We start from the raw sequence: 19,788 nt of genomic DNA, 5'->3' as shown, positions 1-19,788 counted from the left end.
CAGAGTTCAGCGCCTAACACCAACAACGCAATTCAGTCTCAGAATCTGATGCTCGGCTCAGCGGTCGCGCGAATGGAGCTCGTTGTGACAGGAAATATGACCCTTCTGGTAAAGTCCCAATCTCAAAGAGGGATAGTAGCGGCAATCGCCGGCTATCTCGCAGACCGTGGCTGCAATATCGCTGAGAGCGCGCAGTTCAACGATTTCGACACCAATCAGTTCTTCATGCGAGTAAGCTTCATTCGCGAAACCGGAGTGTCCGAGGAGGAAATCGTCTCCGGCTTCGTGGACATCGGCTCGCAGTTTGGGATGATTTACAGTTTTCACGGCGACCTGAAGCCAATGAAGGTGGCGATAATGGTTTCCCGTTTTGGCCACTGCTTGAACGACTTGCTCTATCGTTGGCGCATTGGAGCGCTTCCGATAGAAATTACAGCGGTCATCTCCAACCATTTTGACTATCAGAAGCTGGTGGTGAACCACGATCTCCCGTTCCATTGCATTCCAGTGACCGCTCAGAACAAGCGCGATGCGGAAGCCCGGATAATGCAGATCGTAGAAGCGTCGGATACTGAACTTGTCGTGCTCGCGCGCTACATGCAGATCCTTTCAGATGAAATGTGCGCGCGGATGTCTGGTAGGATCATCAACATCCACCATTCATTCCTGCCAAGCTTCAAGGGAGCCAATCCGTACAAGCAGGCCTACCAACGTGGCGTCAAGCTTATCGGAGCGACGGCCCACTACGTCACAGATGACCTCGATGAGGGCCCGATTATCGAGCAAGATACTGCGCGCGTTACCCACGCGCAGAGCCCAGAAGATTATGTCTCGATAGGACGTGATGTCGAAAAGCAAGGTTCTCGCGTCGGCAGTCCACGCCCATGCACATCGTCGAGTTTTTATAGATAGTAACAGGACGGTTGTGCTTCCTGCTGGCCGTGGTTCCTTCGCATCAGCACGGATGGGGTAAGCGATGACCAACCAGATAAATGGCAAGCAAACTGCTGCTGATATTGTGGCTTCAGTAAAAACGTCAGCAAGCCATCTCTTGGCGAGCAACGGATTAATGACCGGCCTCGCCGTCGTGATTGTCGGAGACGACCCCGCAAGTCACACCTACATTGGAGCGAAAGGGCGTGTTGCGAAAGAATGTGGATTTCAGTCCATTCAGCACACGCTTCCAGAAGCGACCGATCAGGAGACGCTCGAACACCTCATCCGCCAACTTAACGAGGATACCACGGTCCACGGCATCCTCGTGCAACTGCCCTTGCCCATGCATTTGGACAGTGATCGCGTTATCCAATTGATCGATCCCGACAAAGATGCCGACGGGCTCCATATTTTGAATGCTGGGAAACTGGCCATCGGCGATCTCAAATCTGGTCTGCTCCCATGTACGCCGGCGGGTGCGATGGTGCTGATTCGCCAAATTCACGGCGCTGATCTTTCAGGCAAAACAGCAGTGGTTGTCGGCCGCTCCAACCTCTTTGGAAAGCCGATGGGTCAGATGCTGCTGTATGCTAATGCGATCGTGACTATGGCTCATTCGAGAACCTCTGATCTCTCTTCGATCTGCGCGACCGCCGACATTCTCACTGTAGCAGTAGGACAACCGGAGATGGTACGGGCAACCTGGGTAAAGCCCGGCGCCACGGTAATCGACGTGGGAATAAACCGTGTCTCGGCGCCAGAGCGAGGTGCCAATGGATCACGTCTCGTGGGTGATGTGGCCTTCGATGAGGTTGCTCGGGTGGCCGGCAGCATCACTCCCGTTCCTGGCGGAATAGGGCCGATGACCATCGCAATGCTCATGGCGAATACCATAACCGCCGCGTGTAGGGTTGCGGGCGTCGAGGGCCAACTTTCTGACAGCACATCCTAACCATCACGGCCTTTTTCGGCGGTCACGTTAGCTGATGCCGTTTCGCCTGTTACCGTGACAACACCGCCATCTATTCAGGGTAAAACCTGCCAATGAAGCACAAAACCCATTCTCTCGCTTGACTGAGTATCCAATTTGTGTACTGATGAAATCATTGGAGAGCGGGTAGTACGAGCGAGGACGCCTCAATTCGCAACGCGTATGCGCTCGGATCAAAGTGGCACCGACGAGATTTGAGTCTCTATTTTGTTTTCTCAGGAGCTTGCTCGCTCCTCGGCAAGCCCCTGCGAGGTTACTTCGAGCGCGTGATCGGGCCAACGCACTCTGGATCAACGTCCAGAACGTCTTGGCTGCGCCAAGGATGTCGCGGTCGCCGGTTTGGTTACAGGGATTACATAATGAAATACACGCTCGGGGTAGATGTCGGCGGCACGTTTACTGATTTGTTCGTTTTGAGCGACGCCGGCCAGGTTTTCGTTCACAAGACCCCGTCCACGCCCGCAAATCCCGCTTGCGCGATCGTCGATGGAGCGAAAGAGCTTTGTAAAAAGTTCGACATCGCTCCATCTGACGTGACTCGGTTTTGCCACGGCACAACTGTGGCGACGAACGCGCTGATCCAGCGTCGCGGTGGCAAGGTCTGCATGATCACGACACGCGGTTTCAAAGACGTCATTGAGATCGCTCGTCAGGTGCGGCCGAAGTACTATGACCTCTATGAGGATTATCCGGCCCCTCTGGTGAAGAGACAGGACCGTTTCGAGATCACCGAACGAGTTGGCTTCGACGGCGGCGTCGTAAAGCAGATTGATCGTAACGAGTTGGCGCGCATCGTCGACAGCATCGAACTCGGTGGATACGACGCATGCGCAATCTGCCTGCTCTTCTCTTACAACAATCCGGAGCATGAACGGATCATCGCTGAGGAAGTACGCAAACGGCTTCCGAACCTGAGGCTTTCGGTCTCGTCAGAGGTTCAACCGGAGTTTCGCGAGTACGAACGTTTCTCTACGACGGTGCTCAATGGGTACCTGCTCTCCGTGATGACGGAGTACATGAAGACCTTGGAGCAAGAGGTGGCCGAGAATTTCGGAAACACGCAGTTGGGCGTGAACCAGTCGAGCGGTGGCCTCATGTCGGTTAGCCGTGCCCAGTTGTTCCCGATCAGAACGGCGCTGTCTGGTCCCGCAGCTGGCGTGGTCGGCGCTATTGAAATCGCACGACAGGCAGGCCGCAAGAAAGTCATCACCCTTGATATGGGTGGCACAAGCGCGGACGTTGCCCTCATCCGCGACTACGGTTTCGACATCAGTCTTGATCGTGCCATTGAAGGGTTCCCCGTCCGTTTGCCGTCCATCGATATCGATTCAGTTGGCGCGGGCGGCGGTTCGGTGGCTTGGCTCGATTTGGACGGATTAATGAAGGTCGGTCCAGAGAGCGCCGGTTCTTACCCCGGCCCAGCCTGCTACAAGCGCGGCGGAACGAACCCTACGGTTTCTGATGCCAACCTACTGCTTGGTCGCCTATCGAACCGCGGACTTCTCAACGGCACGATGCCGCTCGACGTTTCACTGTCGCAGACCGCCATCAAGCCTTTGTCAGAAAAGCTTGGACTGGAAGAAACGCGAACCGCCCAAGGCATCCTCAGCATCGTTGTTGCGAACATGGTTCGCGCAGTCCGTGGGATTTCGGTCGAACGTGGTCTCGACCCGAGAGAGTACACCTTGCTAGCGTTCGGGGGAGCTGGCCCGCTCCATGCATCCGCGGTCGCACACGCGCTGGATATGAAGGAAATCCTAGTGCCACCCAGCCCAGGCATCCTCTGCGCGCAGGGACTGGTCGTATCAGATCTTATTGAGCGCTTCGTGCGAACGATCCGCTTGCCGCTGGACGACGACAAAGCTGGCGAGAAGCTGTTTGAAGCTCTGGCCGAGTTGCGTGCAGATGCTGAGCGCTGGCTGCAGACGGAGGATCTCCTACCCGACGTGCAGCGCTCCTCCGACGTTGTGGTCGACATGCGCTATCGCGGGCAGAATTTTGAGCTCTCGGTGCCGTTGACGGGAGTGCAACGTAAGGGCGTCACAGAGGAGCTTCGGAATGCGTTCTTCGGCGCCCACGAACGCAACTACGGTTTCCACAACCCGAAGGATCCAGTCGAGATCGTAAATCTACGACTGACTGAAAGCGTGAAGCTCTACAACGCAAAAGCAATGCAAGTCTCAAAGACGACGGTAGAGAAGCCGGTCCCAGAGGAAACACGTGCCGTCTATTACGATCAGGAGGCTCCCTTGCGGGCGCCTGTTTACGACCGCGCAAAGTTCCAGCCCGGTATGACGTTTACTGGCCCAGCGATCGTCGAGCAGCTTGACGCGACGACGGTCGTCTTCCCAGGCGATCAGGTCGTCATCCAAGAAAACGGCTCCATGTTGATAACGGTGAACTAAATGACCAACTCCACTCTCGATCCGATCACCCTTGAGCTGATCCACAACGGCTTAAAATCAATCACATACGAGTCCTACGTGGCTCTCAAGAAGAGCGCCTATTCGACTAACATCAAAGAGCGTCACGACCATTCGGTCACGATTGCCGATCCAAAGGGGCGCATCGTTGTTCAAGCGGAAGGCTCTTTCCCTACGCATCTAGGCTCAATGGCAGCTACGATGGAGATTTTTCTCCAGACTATTCCGCGAGAGGAGATTCATGATGGGGATATCTTCATCTCAAACGACCCGCACACGACGGGCGGGAGTCACCTTCCCGATGTGAATCTGATGATGCCAGTGTTCCACGAGGGCGAGCTGATCTGTTTTATCTGCAATCTTGCTCACCATGCGGACATCGGAGGCATGAGCCCGGGTAGTATGGACGGAAGCATGACCGAAATATTCCAGGAAGGTCTCCGAATCCCGCTCATCAAACTCTTCGATAGGGGTCAGCTCAATCAGCCATTGATGGACCTCATTCTCCTGAACGTTCGCGTCCCGGAAGAACGCCGTGGCGATTACTTTGCGCAGGTCGCAGCATGCAAGCTGGGATGCCGACGTATGGCGGAACATCTTGCGGCTTATCCGAGGGACCTGACGCTCACGGCATTTGATGAAATTGTCGAGCGTACCCATCGACGGATGAAGACGGCGATCGCGTCAGTTCCAGACGGGACCTATTCGTTCGAGGACGTCATGGACGATGATGGCGTCGGCACCAAAGACATTCCCATCAGCTTGAAGATTGCCGTAAGCGGCGACGAGATGGTGCTCGATTTCACCGGCACCAGCGCACAGGTGGCAGGTAACATCAACTGTCCGCGCAATGCCACTATCGGAGCGGTGGCTTACGTCTTGAAGGCGCTTCTGGACCCGAACATTGCGAACAATCACGGAACTCAGAGTGCATTCACGGTCGTAACCGAGGGTGGGTCACTCGTTGACGCGCGATTCCCAGCTGCTGTTGCTTCTCGCAATCACACGTGCCAACGGCTGTGCGACATGGTGATCGGCGCGTTGGCGCCAGCGTTGCCCGATCGCGTAGTCGCTGCTGCAAACGGATCTAATACGAGCATCGCGATTGCTGGTGTCGATCCCAGAACAGGAAAGCCCTATATCTATTTTGAAACTCTCGGCGGTGGTTTTGGCGCACGCGCTAGCAAGGACGGAAGCGACGCCGTTCAGGTTCACATGACCAATACTTCCAATTCGCCGATTGAAGCGTTGGAACTGGAATACCCGCTGCTGGTCGAAGAATATTCGCTGCGCGAGAATAGCGGGGGTGCAGGTCGCTATCGGGGCGGCCTAGGCCTCCGGCGCGTCATCCGCCCGCTCGGACATACCGCAAGTTTCAATGTTGTCGGCGAGCGATTTGTGCACGCGCCGTGGGGGCTTTTCGAAGGACAATCAGGCGCGCCGGGATTTTTCAGCATCCTTTGCGATGAAAAGGGCGAAATCGCTTTGCCAGGCAAGGTGCCGACACGCCCTCTCGCGCCGCATCAGTCGATCAGCGTTCAGACACCTGGCGCCGGCGGTTACGGCAATCCTGCCCGGCGGGCGCCAGAGGCTCGCGCGGAAGATTTGGAAAGCGGGAAATTCTCGCCACCAGCCGTCGCGTAGGACCTATCGAGGGTGCGGCATAGCAACGCTACGATATCAGTATCCGCTCAACTGGCTGAGTATACGTAATGTGCACTGAATAGCTGGCATTCGGTATGTTTTTAGGACGCCATAGGCATATTAGCTTCGGTACTGAAGAGCAAGGCTGATCATGGTGCCGAAGTTCAGCGCTTTGCCGGTTCTGGTCCAATTCATACTCTGAATCCGCATCGCATATGAATTTCGTATACGGCATAGTACAGATGCTGCTCAAGCAGCCGGAGAGCGATTTCGACAGGAAACACATGGTCAGGTCGCCTTCCGCGGCGGATGCTCCGTCGAGCTCTGGCACCCTTTTTGAAAACGCTTTGGTATGGAACTGCGAGCAGGATACGGCACCTCCGAAGTGTCGAGCTACGCTGCGATAAGTCTGGCAGGAAAAAGTTGGCTCCATTGGCCAGATCCTAGACTTTTTCGAAGCCAAAATCGTTGATGACGCAAGTGCCTCTGTACCCTCACGGACGAAGGGGCGGGCTCCTGATGTGTTTATTGACAGATACTTTCGAAATGCTGACGCAACTTTGCAACGCCCCGACCTAGATTTGCTGCCCCGGCTGCTGTTGCAGCATGCCCCGGGCGATGACGTGGGCTTGGATCTCGGCCGCGCCTTCAAAGATGTTCAAGATCCGCGCGTCGCAGAGGATCCGCGAGATCTCGTATTCTAGAGCGTAGCCATTACCGCCGTGGATTTGGAGCGCGGTGTCGGCGTTCGACCAGGCAACGCGCGCCGCGAGCAGCTTTGCCATACCGGCCTCGATGTCGCAGCGTGTGCCTAAGTCCTTTTGGCGGGCGGCGAAATAGGTCATCTCACGGGCCATCACCGTCTCGGTGATCATCATGGCGAGTTTGTCGTGGACCCGTGGGAAGGCGACGATCGATCGGCCGAATTGCCTGCGCTCCAGCGCATAGCGCAACCCCAATTCAAACGCGCGACGCGCAACGCCAACGGCGCGGGCCGCGGTCTGGATGCGCGCGCCTTCGAAGGTTCGCATCAATTGGCGGAAGCCTTGGCCTTCCACCTCACCGAGCAGGCCGCCGGGCGGGATGACGAAGCCGTCAAAAGCGATGTCATATTCGCGCATCCCCCGATAGCCGAGGACCTCGATCTCGCCTCCACTCATGCCGGAAGACGGAAAAGGCTCGTCCCGGGTGCCGCGTGGCTTTTCGACAACCAGCATGGAAAGTCCATCATGACTGGTCGAAGCGGGATTGGTGCGGGCCAGCACCGTCATCAGGTCGCTACGCGAAGCGTGCGTGATCCATGTCTTGTTGCCTTGGATGAGCCAGCCGCCGTCGGGTGTCTTGACCGCCCGGGTCTTCAGGCTCGCGAGATCAGACCCCGTGTCCGGCTCGGTGAACACCGCGGTCGGCAAGATTTCTCCCGAGGCAATGCGGGAAAGCCAGCGCTGCTTCTGCTCGGGCGTTCCGGCGGCTGCAATAAGCTCGCCGGCGATCTCCGAGCGCGTGCCGAGCGAGCCGGTCGCAATCCAGGCTCGGCTCAGCTCTTCGGTCACGACACACATTGCGAGCTTGCCAAGGCCCAGTCCGCCGAACACGGGATCGATGCAGATGCCGAACACGCCCAGCTGCGCCATCTCTGTGACGATCTCGTCCGGAACCAGCTCGTCCCTCAGGTGCCAACCATGGGCATTGGGCAAGATGCGCTCGTCGGCGAAGCGCCGTATCTCGAGCCGGATCATGTCGAGGTCGTCATCGCCAAGCTTTTCACTCACCGCGTCTCCCTGGGCGGCCAGCGAGACAAGTTCCTCGCGGTGCACGGGAGAATTGCCATGAGCCATGAAGGACGCTACCGAGGGCTCGCGCAGGAGCACGAGCGCCTCGGCGGTAGCGCCAAGTTCCGCCGGGCGGAGGATCTCGTTTTGACTCATCGGCAGGCCGCCTACGAGCTGGCCAAGATACTCGCCGAACCCAATTGCGATCGCGAGTTCATCGCCACGCTGCAACGTCCCTTCGCGCAGATGGCGCGCGCCCCAGGCCGCAACCGCATTAAGCGTTGCCACCGACGTTGCCAGCCAGGCGAAGCCGTGGGCTACGCGCTGAGACCGGTCAAGCAAGCGCGAGTCCACCTTTCCTTGGGGAGCAACCAAGGTTTGGACCTTTTCGCGGACCGCAGCGACGTAGCGTTCAGCCGCGGTCACGGCATCGTTCGCCAACGCGATAAGGGTGGCGCCTGAAGCGAACTCGAGAGGATCGGCGGTCACGCATGTGCTCCTGGACTCTGGACGACGCCGCTGTCATGCAAGGCGGCAATCTCGTGGCTGGGCAGGGCGAGAACGCCGGCCAGCACTTCTTCCGTGTGTTCTCCGAGCTTCGGGGCCCGTACCGGCGTCTGGCGCTGAAGGCCCCGGAAGGTCGCGGGATAGCCTGGCGTTGGATAGGTGTGTCCGCTGACATGGTCCACGTCTGTGAAGAGTTCGCCTTCCGGCAGGAAGGGTTTCTCCTTGGCGACCGCTTCCGACAATGTGCGATACGGCCCCCAGCATGCGCCGGCTTCATCAAGACGCGCTGTCAGGTGAGCGGCCGAGCTCGTTGAAACGGCATATTCGACCAACGCGCCTAGGCGACCACGGTGCTCATAGCGCAGTCCCTCGTCCTGTGCGAACGAGACACCCAGCTCAGCCTCGAGCGTAGCGACCCCGGCCTCAATGCCGAGGGCCTCCACCAGCCCACTCCATTGGCGACCGGTAATCGCCACGATCATCAGCCGCTGGCCGTCTGCCGTGACAAAATCGCGGCCGAAGGCTCCGAAGAGGTCATTGCCTATCTTCGGGCGATCCCGTCGATTTACAACCACCTCGGCCACCTGTCCCAAGGTGCCGAGCGTGGCGGCGGCGATGTCACTCAGCGGGACACGGATCTCCTGCCCCAGTCCGGTGGCACGACGGCTGATAAGCGCGGCAAGGACGCTGGTCGCCGCAGTCGACCCGGCCAAAAGGTCCCAGGCCGGCAGAACGTGATTGACAGGATCGTTGGGCTTCTCGGCGGGGCCGGTCATCATCGGGACGCCCATAGCGCAATTGACGGTGTAGTCGACAGCATTGCCGCCGTCGGCATGGCCCATGATACGCGCCGTAATCAGGTCCGGCCGGCGCGCTGCCAGCCGATCATGCGACAGGAATCCGGCCACCGGATAGTTGGTAACGAAGATGCCGCCGCCTTCGCCTGGGGCAGTCACCAGAGCCGCGGCAAGCTCACGTCCCCGAGGGTCCGTGAGATTGATGGCAATGGACTTCTTGGACTTGTTGAGACCTTCCCAATAGAAGCTGCCGCCGCCGGGAGAGCGTGGCCAACGATGAAAATCCGGACCGCCGCCGATTGCATCGAAGCGAATGACCTCAGCGCCCAGCTGGGCAAGCGAGAGCGCGCAGAAGGGAGCGGCAATGAAGGATGCACCCTCGATCACCCGCACACCATAAAGAAGTCCATACATCGCGGCTTAACCTCGTCAAGTTCTGCTCACCTCATGCTGGAAATGGCCGCGCCCATCAAGGAATACGGCCCATTTTATTCATATAGTGAATACGTCATCCAAAATTTCGGGACTTTTTCTTAACACCCTTTATTGGTTCGGCGACAACCGAACGAGCCCTCTAGAGAGCATCTATGACCCTGCCCCTCAGTGGCGATAGCGCCTTTTTCCTGGATTTGTATGCACGCTTCGTGAAAGATCCGGCGTCGGTACCGGCCGACTGGCGGGTGAAGCTCGCCTTGATGGAAGCGCCGGCGCACGCCAGTGGCGACAATGGCGACCGCATAGCCGAACTGTTTCGGACTTATGGGCACCGCCAGGCCCGCCTCGACCCTCTTGAAATGAGCGCTCCCGGCCTCATCCCGGAACTGAACTCTATTGAAGGCGGCGAAGAGTCCGTTGCCTTGACGCTAGCCGGCGGGGAAATGAGCCTGCCGAAAGCACAGGCGATCGCCACGCTCGGCTCGATCTATTGCGGCACGGCAGCCCTCGAGGCCAGCCATGTACTCGATGCCGATGAACGCGCATGGGTCTATGAGCGCTTCGAACGCGAGATCCTCGCCAAAGCTAACGACGAGGTATATGCGCGCACGCTTGAAGCGGTGATGCTGGCCGACGAATTCGAACATTTCATCAAGACAAAGTGGCCGACCAAAAAGCGTTTCGGCATAGAGGGAGCGGAGTCGTCGGCCGTCATCTCTCGCGAGATCTTTCGCTGCGCGGCCGAGGCGGGAGTCCAGGAGGTGGTTATCGGCGGCATGCACCGGGGCCGCCTGGCGACGCTTGCGACCGTGCTCGGGAAGTCGCTGCCGGCGCTAATTGCCGAGATCAAGGGGCGCGACATCACCGATGGCGCTGCGGCCTTCACCGGCGACGTGCCTTACCACAACGGCCTGGCGGCGGAGGTCGAGACCGGCGCAGGTAAAGTGGCTGTGCGTCTGCTGCCGCACCCTTCCCATCTGATCGTTGTCGCGCCCGTGGCTGTCGGGGCGGCGCGCGCCAGACAGGAGCAGAAGGCGAGGGCGAACGCTGGCACGACCGGTGCGTCGCAGGTCCTACCGTTCCTGATGCATACTGATGCGGCCTTTGCCGGCCAGGGTCTCGTCTGGGAATTGCTCCAGCTTTCCGCGCTGGCCGGCTACAGTGTCGGGGGCACTATCCATCTTATCGTCAACAACCAGATCGGATTCACGACCCTCCCGTCAGAGGGACGTTCGTCGCCGCATCCGAGCGATATCGGCAAGGCGTTCGGCGTGCCGATCTTCCATGTCAACGGCGAAGACCCAATCGCCGCCGCTGCGGTCGCCCGCGTTGCGGTCGCGTGGCGCAATGCGACAGGGAAGGACGCCATCATTGACCTGGTCTGCTACCGCCGCAACGGCCACAACGAACTCGACGAACCGCGTTTCACGCAGCCGCTGACCTGGTCGAAGGTCGACGACCGGCCGACCCTCAAGCAATTACATTCGGATCGCGTCAAGGCCGCGTCGGCCGCAGCCTTCAATATGGCAGAGGCGAAGCGCAAGGCCTTCCATGTTGCGCTCGACCAAGCCTATGCGACCTATGAGCAGGTTCGCAACAGCGCACCGGAGCGCCAGACGGACATCTTTGCCCCGCCGCAGCCCGCTGGCCCCCTCCCCTTCGGCATCGTGACCGGCGTCACGCGCGATCGCCTGGTGGACTTGGCCCGGCGCATGAGTGCCGTCGGCGACGGCTTCGAAGCCGACCCGAAGGTGCGCAACTTCCTGACGGCGCGGTTGGAGACGATCGAGAAAAACAGCGGCTTCAACTTCGCCACCGCCGAGGCTCTGGCTTTCGCCTCCCTTCTGGACGAAGGCACCTCGGTGCGACTGAGCGGACAAGACAGCGTCAGAGGCACGTTCACGCAGCGCCATCTGGCCTTGCATGACCGGCGCACCGGTCAGACAGCGATGCCTCTCGCGGGCCTGGGCCAGGCCGGCGCGCGCTTTGACGCGGTGAACTCGCCCTTGATCGAGTATGGGGTGCTGAGCTTTGAATACGGAATGAGCCTAGCCGACCCCTCGCGGCTCGTGGTTTGGGAGGCCCAGTTCGGCGACTTCCTGAATGGCGCCCAGGTGATCGTCGACCAGTTCATTGTAACGGCCGAGGCGAAGTGGCGGATGAGCTCCGGGCTCATCATTGCCCTGCCGCACGGGCTCGAAGGTCAGGGCCCGGACCATTCCTCGGCCCGTATCGAGCGTATCCTTCAATCCTGTGCCGGCGGCAATCTTGTCGTCGCAAACCCCTCGACGCCGGCAAACCTGTTCCACCTCTATCGCCGACAGGTCCGGGGCTCGATGCGCAAGCCGCTGTTTCTGATCGCGCCGAAGTCACTGCTGCGCTTACGCGATTGCGTCTCGAGGCTCGATGAGATCGCCGAGGGAACGTCTTTCCAGCCAGTGATCGTCGAGGCCCCCTCCGCCTCTACGTGCTGCAAGCTGGTACTCTGCTCGGGCAAGGTCGCCTACGCCCTCAGGGCGGCTATGGCGCAAGAGCGCATCAACGACGTGGCGCTGGTCCGCGTCGAACAGCTCTATCCCTTCCCGAGCGAAGCCATCGGCGCGGTCCTCCAGCGGTTCCAGGGCGTCCCAATCGTCTGGTGCCAGGAGGAGCCTTCCAATCAGGGGGCATGGTCTTTCATGCGGGATCGCTTGAGCGAAATGGCGCCCGACCGGCCGCTCACTTATGTCGGACGGCCGGCGATGGCGGCAGCCGCCGGTGGATCGATCGACCGGCATGAGGTGGAGCAAGGCGATATTGTCGCCTCGGCACTGTCACCTGCCGTTAGCGCTCAGGCCGCGGAATAGCCTCTGGACCTGATCGGGACCATAAGCTAGGCGATCGGGAGGAAACAACCGGGATCAACTGCCCAATGTCCGTTTTTGAACCGGTGAGAGCTGTGCAGAGGGGGCTGGCGGTGTTGCGAGCCATCAGCGAGCATGGACCAGTCAATGTTACGGACATTGCAAACCTCTGCAAATTGCCGCAGCCAACCGTGGTCCGCCTCGTCGAAACGCTGCTCGATGGCGGTTACGTCTATCGCCAAGCTGGCAAGACGACCTACAAGGTGACCGGGCGGACCCTAGCCCTCAGCCGCGGATATGACCCTCATTATCGCCTGATCGAGCTTGCAATGCCTGTGGTGGAGCAGTTGCATATAGAGATCGGCTGGCCGTCGAATCTGGCGGTCTTCGACGGCGACGCGATGGTGATCGCCTATTCCAACCGCGCCGCGCTGGGATTATCGATCCCAGGCAGGGTTGGTGCGCGCATTCCGCTCGTTGCCACCGGCGTTGGCCTCGTGACCCTTTCGCGCATGTCTGCCGAGGAACGCCGTCAGGCGCTGGCCCGAGCACAGAGTTCGTCGCGCTGGGATAGCAATCCCACGCTTCTAGCGGCGCTCCCGGAAAGGCTCGAGGACGTCCGTCGCCATGGCTACGCCTTTGCCGAACAGGCTTACCTGGACGAGGTCTACCAGTCACGAATCTGGGCCGTGGCGGTCCCTGTGCCGTCCGTGGCCGGTGAATATATCGCCCTCAGCAGCCTGATGCTGCGCATGGCTGGCGACAGGCCGCGGCAGCTCGCCAAGATCCTGCCCAAGCTCACGGCGGCGGCCAACCGCATTGGCCGCCTGCTCTCATCCGATTATTCGTGAAGCCAACGCCAGTGCAAAAAGCTCCCGCACGCCGCGCTCCTGTCTCAATGCCTTAGAAATCCGCAAGCCGCCTACTCATGCGGCACGACCGTAGGCCAGCGAATCGCGCTTTAAGCACGGCATCTTTCTAAGATATAACAGACAGGCATGGTCGCTCCGGACAACACTCGCGACCTGATTGGAGTCAGCTTCTTTTGGAACTGCGACAGCTAAGATATTTCCTGATTGTCACGGAATCAGGCGCGCTCTCGAAGGCCTCGAGCATCATTGGAGTCGCGCAGCCAGCCTTGAGTCGCCAGATCAGGCAGTTGGAGGAAGAACTGGGGGTGCAGCTTTTTTATCGCCACGGTCGCGGCGTTCGCGTCACAGAGGAAGGGGCGCAGTTCTATGCCGCCATCGTGCCGGTGCTACGGGAGCTTGATCAGGTCAAATCGGACTTGGTCGCCGCCGCCAAGGTTCCCGCGGGCGACATCGTCTTCGGCATGCCGCCATCCATGAGTGCTGCGATCGGCGCGGAGATCGTGAGCGATTTCTTCGTGCATTATCCGCAGGTAAAGCTTCATCTGGTGGACGGCCTTTCCGGCTTCATCAATGAATGGCTGGCCAGCGGCCGCGTCGACATGGCCATCATCAACAATGCACGCAAGGCGCCATATATGCGCATGGACCCCTTGCTCGAGGTTGACCTGCTTTTGTTCGGTCGAAGAAGAGATATTGACGCCATCGCCCCCGACACGGAAACCTTCCCGACCCCTGCGCTGGTCGGCTTGCCGCTCCTGCTCGTCGGCCGCAATCATGGCCTGCGCCGCGAATTGGACAGCGCCATGCAACGGCTTGGCCTTGAGCTTGACATCAAGGCGGAAGTCGATGCTCTGGCGCCGCTCAAGAAACTGGTTCGCGACGGGCATGGCCTGACAGTGCTGCCGCACGGCGTGATCAATTTCGAGGCCAGCAATCCCGAATTCAGCTTCAGGAAGCTGGTCGAGCCCAATCTTACGCAACGCTTCATGCTGGCCTTTTCGCTGCAGAGGCCAACCACACTCGCCATGCGCGAGCTTGCCCGCCGGGTGCGCGTCGAACTTCGCAAGGCCGTCGAAGACGGCCGCATGGTGGGACGTCTCAGCAAAGCCTCAATCCCCGATGATGGCCGCGGCGACCTATAACCAAGGGGCATAGCTAGTTTCCCATAACAGGGTCTGTCGCCCGGGCCCGAGAACGCCCATCACAGTCTCGCTTAGTAGGCAACGAAGGGCTCGAGAATGACGTGGCTATCTTCCTTGGCAATCCGCGACCCTGTCGACCGATCCCGGCACGGACTCACGGCACACCGACGAAGGCTGCGCACCCCAAACGAAAGAGCCTATTGATGCCGGAACCGCGGTATCTGGATATCGAGCGGCTTCGCTCATGGATCGGCCGTGAGGAAAGCGCTTCCGAAACCATTTCGCCCGATCTGGTGCGACGGTTCAATGCGGCCATCGATATCAAGGGCGCCGTCCCGTCGCTGGGCGATGCTGCGCCGCTGCTTATCAACTACTGCCTTGCCCCCCCAGCTATCGCAACGAGCTTGCTTGCTGAGGACGGTCATCCAGAGAAGGGCGGTTTTCTGCCCCCGGTCCCGTTGCCGCGACGCATGTGGGCCGGCAGCAGCCTTGCCTTTTCCGGAGCGTTGCGAGTGGGCGACCTGGTCGAACGGGTCTCGCGGGTTGCCGACGTGGCGGTCAAGGAAGGCCGGACCGGAACGCTTTGCTTTGTAACGGTGGAGCACAAGTTTAGTGTCTCGGGGACAGTCATGATCGAGGAGACGCAGACGATCGTCTACCGAGAGGCAAGCACGGCGCAGGACGCTTCAAACCAGCCGGGTGCGAAGGCAGCTGCGATGGGATCGCATAACCGGCAGGTCGGCGTCTCCGTTCCGTTGCTCTTTCGCTATTCGGCGCTGACGTTCAACGCCCATCGCATCCACTATGACCGCCCATACGCCGTCGAGGTCGAGCACTATCCCGGCCTTGTCATTCATGCGCCGCTGCAGGCGACACTGCTTTTGAACTATGCGGCCGAATTGAAGGGCAAGCCCCCGTCGAAGTTTGTTTTCCGCGCGGTTTCATCGCTCTTTGATGATGAATCCATAAACCTGCATGCGGCGGAGGAAGACGGAAAAATGAAACTTTGGACCGCACGCCGAGATGGTCCAGTGGCCATGAGCGCGGAGACGGCCTGGTCATGAGCCTCAGCAACGTCACAGCTGCGAGGCCTTGCTCGGGGCGCGGGCAGAGCTTGTGCTGGCATCGCAGCTTGCAGGCCTTGCGAGCCTGGTCGACGGGGTCACGATGTTCCATCGACGACGCAGAGCAGATCGCCACTGATGCTCGCATCTCGCGCCTGGGCATTCGCGTGCAATCGGGGGGATCCAAATGACCGTTCTTCTGATCCCGAACACAACCAACGCAACCCTTCCCCGACCAGACTGCCAAGGCAGTCGCTCGTCCTTTGTGCTTCCTGCCGCATGCGCTGTCGAGGCGCATGCGGCCTGGGTAGATCAGCGGCACCGAAATCCCTCCGGCGCAGGTCGCGCCCCTCTCCCCTATGCCACCCGAGCATAGCTGATAGTGGCAACGCGCCGCTGCATGTTACAACGGTTGCTTGGCTACGATTTCCTCCGCCAGATAAGAAGAGTAAGGCCTATGTCCAAGCGCATCAATTTCGCTCGCGGAGTTCCTGCCGAAGAAGCCTTTCCACGCGCACAGTTGGAGCTCTGCGTCCAAGGGCTTGCGTCCCCCCGCGAGGTTGTCGCCTACCAGTATGGGCCCGCAGTCGGGCCGCTGCCGCTGCGGAAATGGCTCGCCGACTATCATGGTGTGGACATTGCCAACGTGATGGCTGCTGACGGTTCTGTCGCCCTGTTCGACATTTTGTGTCGCATTTGGCTGAAGCCCGGCGAAACCGTGCTCATCGAGGAGCCTTGCTACGACCGAGTGGTCCACCTGCTGCGCCACTACGGCGCAAATGTCATCGCCATACCCATGGAAGCGGACGGACCGGCGCTCGAGCCGTTGAACGCTGCGGCGCGGCGCGGGCCCGTCTTCATGTATACAGTTCCGGACTTTCAAAATCCCACCGGCACCACGTGGTCGTCCGCCAAGCGCCAGCATCTTGTCGATCTGGCGAGGACCCACGATTTCCGCATTGTCGAAGACAGCCCCTATCGCCTTCTTCGCTACAAGGGCGCCCAAGAAAGGTCGATCATCGATATTGGCCGCGATGTGACGGTCCAGCTCAATTCTTTCTCCAAGGTGATCGCGCCTGGTCTTCGCGCCGCCTATCTTATTGCGCCGCCGGACACCATCAGCGCGGCGGCCAAGGTGGCCGAGAGCACCTACGTCACGCCTGGTAACTTCGCGCTCTCGGTGGCTGGCGAGTGGCTCCGCCGTGGGTTTCTAGGCGATCAGGTTGCGGCGCTGCGGCGTCTCTATGCGCCGCGTCTCGAGGCGATGGTATCAGCACTGGACGAGTTCATGGCTGGCCATCGCTATGTGCGGCCCGAAGGCGGTTTCTTTGTGGGCGTGACACTCGCGCACCCGGTCGATTCAGCGCGGCTGCGCAAGGAGGCCAGCAATGCGGGGGTCGACGTCGCCGATGGCGACGGCTTTTTCGTCAGCAAGCCGTCAGCGACGTTCTTGCGCTTGCCCTTCTGCTCGATGGATGAGGCCACGGTGCGCAAGGGCGTAGAGGTCCTGTCCGCCATTATTGGGAAGGATCTCGCCAGACACTAAGGCTGGCGAACGCTGCGGCGCTTCCGCAACGACCAGCAGCGCATTGTCGCTCGCAAATATCTCGCCGCGCATTTCAAGGACGCCAAGATCGCGCTGGTCCATGACAAGGCACCATTACGGCCAAGGACTGGTCGACGAGAACAAGAAAGAGCTGAACGACGACGGCCTCAAGGAGGGCTGTACGAAGGCATCAATGTCGGTGACAGGGACTGTTCCGCCCTGATCGCGAAGATAGAAGGAAGACGACGTTTCGACCATCTATTTGGGCGGCATGCGTACCGAGGCGGGCCTGATGCTACGCCACGCAAGAGGCCAGCGGTTGCAGACCCATCTGGGTGCTGGCGACGGCGCCGTGTCGAACGAACTGACAACGATCGCCGCGATGTCGTCAAGGGAACCGCCAATACCTTCGGGCTGGACGCGATATGGGATACGGCGAACAAGTTTATCACCGAGTAATTCACGGTATCTGGCTTTAATCCGGAGGCTTTGAACTAGGTGCCGGACGCTAAAGGGCTGGTGGCCCTTGCGCAGACACTTTGGCCAATGCCGAACATCGGGCGATCTGTGGGCTCCACTGGCCATCGACATCGGAACAATTCATTGAGAGCAGGAGCAGTCCAAGTGACAATGAACGAGAACGAGATCCTGGAGCGTGGTGCGGCGATCGGGGTCAGCACATGGTCGGACGCATTGGACGAACTCGGAATCAAGGGGACGATTCAAGGCATCGCGCGACAGAGCGGCAGCGGCTGCATGATCGGTTTCGCGGTCACAGCGCGCGAATTAACCGGCGCATTGGGCGATTTTGAGAAGGCCGACTTCGCGGTCGGCCAGCTGATTGAAGCGACGGGGCCTGGCAAGGTGTTGATGGTGGATATGAGCGGTGCGCCCATTTCGACAATGGGCGGTCTTGCCGCCCTCGCCGCAAAATATCGGCGGGCTACGGCTGTCGTGATTGACGGGGCCTGCCGGGACTTAGATGAAATTCGCGAAACGGGACTGTGGCTTTCAAGCCGGTGGGTTGCACCTACCACGGGGAAGACCCGGGTGAAGCTTCTTCCAATTGGGTGTGACATCACGATCGGGGGAATCTCAGTATCACAAGGAGATCTTGTGATCGGTGATGACACGGGGATTGTGGTTGTACCGCGTGCCCGAGTGGAAGAGATTCTGGCGAAAGCAGAGAGAATAGTAGCTATTGATGCGCAGGTGGAAAAGCGTATCCGTGCGGGAGAGAGTTTTGGCTCAGCCGCGGCTGCGGCCGGCTATATTCCGGCGCGCAAGACTTGAACAACAATAGCTCGTGCGGAATATGGCGGCCGCTCCGCCTTTCGACGATGGGTGCCATTTTGACAAGGTCTGGCTCCTGGGGCGACGGCTTTCTTCCGGGCGGATTAGCCGCGCTCGTCGCGGAAGCAGGTGCACTGTCGATTCCCGGTCGGCCGATGACCGCCGATCACCGTCGCATTCTGGCAACGGGAATCGGCAGACTGCGGACCAAGATCAAGTACCGCCCGTGGTGGTCGAGTTGATGCCGGCAACGTTCACATTACTGCAGCGGCAGCGAACCGTGGAGGCGCCGGCAGGCAGGCTTGTTCATAAGCCAAACTTTCGACGTCTTGTCGAACAGCAAGATCTGGTCGAGGGGACACGCGAGACGATGTCCGACACCGGGGGCGCCCAGCGAAATTGCCACTTTCACGCGCTTGACATTCCTTATGCTCAAGGTAAGTATATCTGATATTATACTCAGTTAGAGAATAATTGGACTGGTTATGCTGATCACCTCTGCACGTGCGGCGGCGCTTTACGACCGGGTGCGAAGCCTCATTCCGCCGATCGAATGGCCGGCGTTCACCGGCGATATCGACGCCATTCTCGATTTGAAGCGGCAGCGAAACGCCGTCATTCTGGCGCACAACTATCAGACGCCGGAAATCTTCCATTGCGTGGCCGACATCGTCGGCGACAGCCTGGCGCTCGCCCGCAAAGCGATCGCGGTCGAAGCGGACGTGATCGTGCTGGCCGGCGTGCACTTCATGGCCGAGACGGCCAAATTGCTCAACCCGGACAAGACCGTGCTTATTCCGGACACGCAAGCCGGCTGCTCACTGGCCGACTCCATTACACCCGTGGATGTCCGCCTGCTGCAGCAGCGCTATCCCGGGGTGCCGATCGTCACCTATGTCAACACCTCTGCCGCCGTGAAGGCGGAGTCCGACATCTGCTGCACTTCAGGCAATGCCAAGGCGATCGTGGAGGCGCTCGGCGTTCCGCAGGTGATCATGCTGCCGGATGAATATCTGGCTCATAATATCGCCGCCCAGACCGCCGTTAAGATCATCGCCTGGAAGGGTCATTGCGAGGTACATGAGCGGTTCAGCCCCGCCGACATCCGCCAGTTGCGCGAAGACCATCCCGGTGTGACGGTGCTCGCGCATCCCGAATGTCCGCCGGAAGTGGTCGCGGAAGCGGATTTTTCCGGCTCGACGGCCGCCATGTCCGACTATGTCAGACAAAAAAAGCCGGCGCGGGTCGTGCTGATGACGGAGTGCTCGATGAGCGACAATGTCGCGGTCAAGCATCCCGAGGTGGAGTTCATCCGCCCCTGCAATCTGTGTCCGCACATGAAGCGGATCACGCTGGCCAATATCCGCGAGGCTCTCGAGCAAAACCGCCATGTCGTAACCATCGAGCCGGAGATCGCCGGGCGCGCGCGACTTGCCGTCGAGCGGATGCTCGCCGTATGAGACACCCTGTGTCCAGCCTTAATTTTTCAGGCTGTGATTTTGATGGCCGCGCGATGCTGTTGA

General features: G+C 59.7%; 13 protein-coding genes and 2 pseudogenes. 13 read left to right on the top strand and 2 right to left on the bottom strand.

Features of this window, described 5'->3' with window-relative positions:
* The first annotated feature begins 96 nt into the window (after nucleotides 1–96).
* From purU to DH08_RS14100, 4 genes are all read left to right on the top strand, one after another.
* Nucleotides 97–912 carry a formyltetrahydrofolate deformylase gene (gene purU / locus DH08_RS14115; protein WP_428338305.1) on the top strand — a complete coding sequence of 272 codons (816 nt, stop codon included), beginning with the start codon at nucleotides 97–99 and terminating at the stop codon, nucleotides 910–912.
* Nucleotides 913–976: 64 nt separating this feature from the next.
* Complete coding sequence (gene folD, locus DH08_RS14110) at nucleotides 977–1,888, top strand: bifunctional methylenetetrahydrofolate dehydrogenase/methenyltetrahydrofolate cyclohydrolase FolD (protein ID WP_192179896.1); 912 nt, start codon at nucleotides 977–979, stop codon at nucleotides 1,886–1,888.
* 398 nt (nucleotides 1,889–2,286) lie between these two features.
* Nucleotides 2,287–4,332, top strand: coding sequence for a hydantoinase/oxoprolinase family protein (locus DH08_RS14105; RefSeq protein ID WP_192179895.1), 2,046 nt, complete (start codon nucleotides 2,287–2,289; stop codon nucleotides 4,330–4,332).
* The gene (locus tag DH08_RS14100; RefSeq protein ID WP_192179894.1) at nucleotides 4,333–5,994 is read left to right on the top strand and encodes a hydantoinase B/oxoprolinase family protein; all 1,662 of its coding nucleotides are present in this window, start codon (nucleotides 4,333–4,335) and stop codon (nucleotides 5,992–5,994) included.
* 575 nt (nucleotides 5,995–6,569) lie between these two features.
* On the opposite strand, the gene DH08_RS14095 is transcribed toward DH08_RS14100, so the two are convergent.
* A complete protein-coding gene (locus DH08_RS14095; RefSeq protein WP_192179893.1) occupies nucleotides 6,570–8,255 on the bottom strand; it encodes an acyl-CoA dehydrogenase family protein in 1,686 nt (561 codons plus the stop codon).
* A complete protein-coding gene (locus tag DH08_RS14090) occupies nucleotides 8,252–9,463 on the bottom strand; it encodes a CoA transferase (protein WP_210328734.1) in 1,212 nt (403 codons plus the stop codon). The genes DH08_RS14095 and DH08_RS14090 overlap by 4 nt, the downstream gene beginning before the upstream one ends.
* A gap of 194 nt (nucleotides 9,464–9,657) precedes the next feature.
* Between DH08_RS14090 and DH08_RS14085 the strand changes: the two genes are divergently transcribed.
* From DH08_RS14085 to nadA, 9 genes and pseudogenes are all read left to right on the top strand, one after another.
* On the top strand, nucleotides 9,658–12,351 hold the full coding sequence (locus DH08_RS14085; protein WP_192179891.1) for a 2-oxoglutarate dehydrogenase E1 component: 2,694 nt from the start codon (nucleotides 9,658–9,660) through the stop codon (nucleotides 12,349–12,351).
* Between the two features lie 65 nt (nucleotides 12,352–12,416).
* Nucleotides 12,417–13,199, top strand: a complete 783-nt coding sequence (locus tag DH08_RS14080) for an IclR family transcriptional regulator (protein WP_192179890.1) — start codon at nucleotides 12,417–12,419, stop codon at nucleotides 13,197–13,199.
* A 194-nt stretch (nucleotides 13,200–13,393) separates the two neighbouring features.
* Nucleotides 13,394–14,362 (top strand): LysR family transcriptional regulator, encoded by a 969-nt coding sequence (locus DH08_RS14075; RefSeq protein WP_192179889.1) that lies wholly within the window; start codon nucleotides 13,394–13,396, stop codon nucleotides 14,360–14,362.
* A gap of 203 nt (nucleotides 14,363–14,565) precedes the next feature.
* Nucleotides 14,566–15,426 (top strand): HTD2 family dehydratase, encoded by an 861-nt coding sequence (locus DH08_RS14070; RefSeq protein WP_192179888.1) that lies wholly within the window; start codon nucleotides 14,566–14,568, stop codon nucleotides 15,424–15,426.
* A gap of 457 nt (nucleotides 15,427–15,883) precedes the next feature.
* Nucleotides 15,884–16,972 (top strand): aminotransferase-like domain-containing protein, encoded by a 1,089-nt coding sequence (locus DH08_RS14065; RefSeq protein ID WP_192179887.1) that lies wholly within the window; start codon nucleotides 15,884–15,886, stop codon nucleotides 16,970–16,972.
* A gap of 3 nt (nucleotides 16,973–16,975) precedes the next feature.
* Nucleotides 16,976–17,428 (top strand): annotated as a pseudogene (locus DH08_RS36250) (type 1 periplasmic-binding domain-containing protein); the annotation flags it as partial.
* Between the two features lie 174 nt (nucleotides 17,429–17,602).
* On the top strand, nucleotides 17,603–18,265 hold the full coding sequence (locus tag DH08_RS14060) for an RraA family protein (RefSeq protein ID WP_210328733.1): 663 nt from the start codon (nucleotides 17,603–17,605) through the stop codon (nucleotides 18,263–18,265).
* Between the two features lie 107 nt (nucleotides 18,266–18,372).
* A pseudogene (locus tag DH08_RS36245) lies at nucleotides 18,373–18,716 on the top strand (NrtR DNA-binding winged helix domain-containing protein); the annotation flags it as partial.
* Nucleotides 18,717–18,750: 34 nt separating this feature from the next.
* Nucleotides 18,751–19,725: a quinolinate synthase NadA gene (gene nadA, locus DH08_RS14055; protein ID WP_192179885.1), complete on the top strand. Its 975-nt coding sequence runs from the start codon at nucleotides 18,751–18,753 to the stop codon at nucleotides 19,723–19,725.
* Nucleotides 19,726–19,788 lie beyond the last annotated feature (63 nt).

It is taken from the genome of Mesorhizobium amorphae (genome assembly GCF_014843845.1).
GTDB lineage: Bacteria > Pseudomonadota > Alphaproteobacteria > Rhizobiales > Rhizobiaceae > Mesorhizobium > Mesorhizobium amorphae_A.
The sequence above is the reverse complement of the archived record's forward strand: the minus strand, read 5'-3'. Positions and strand labels throughout refer to the sequence as shown.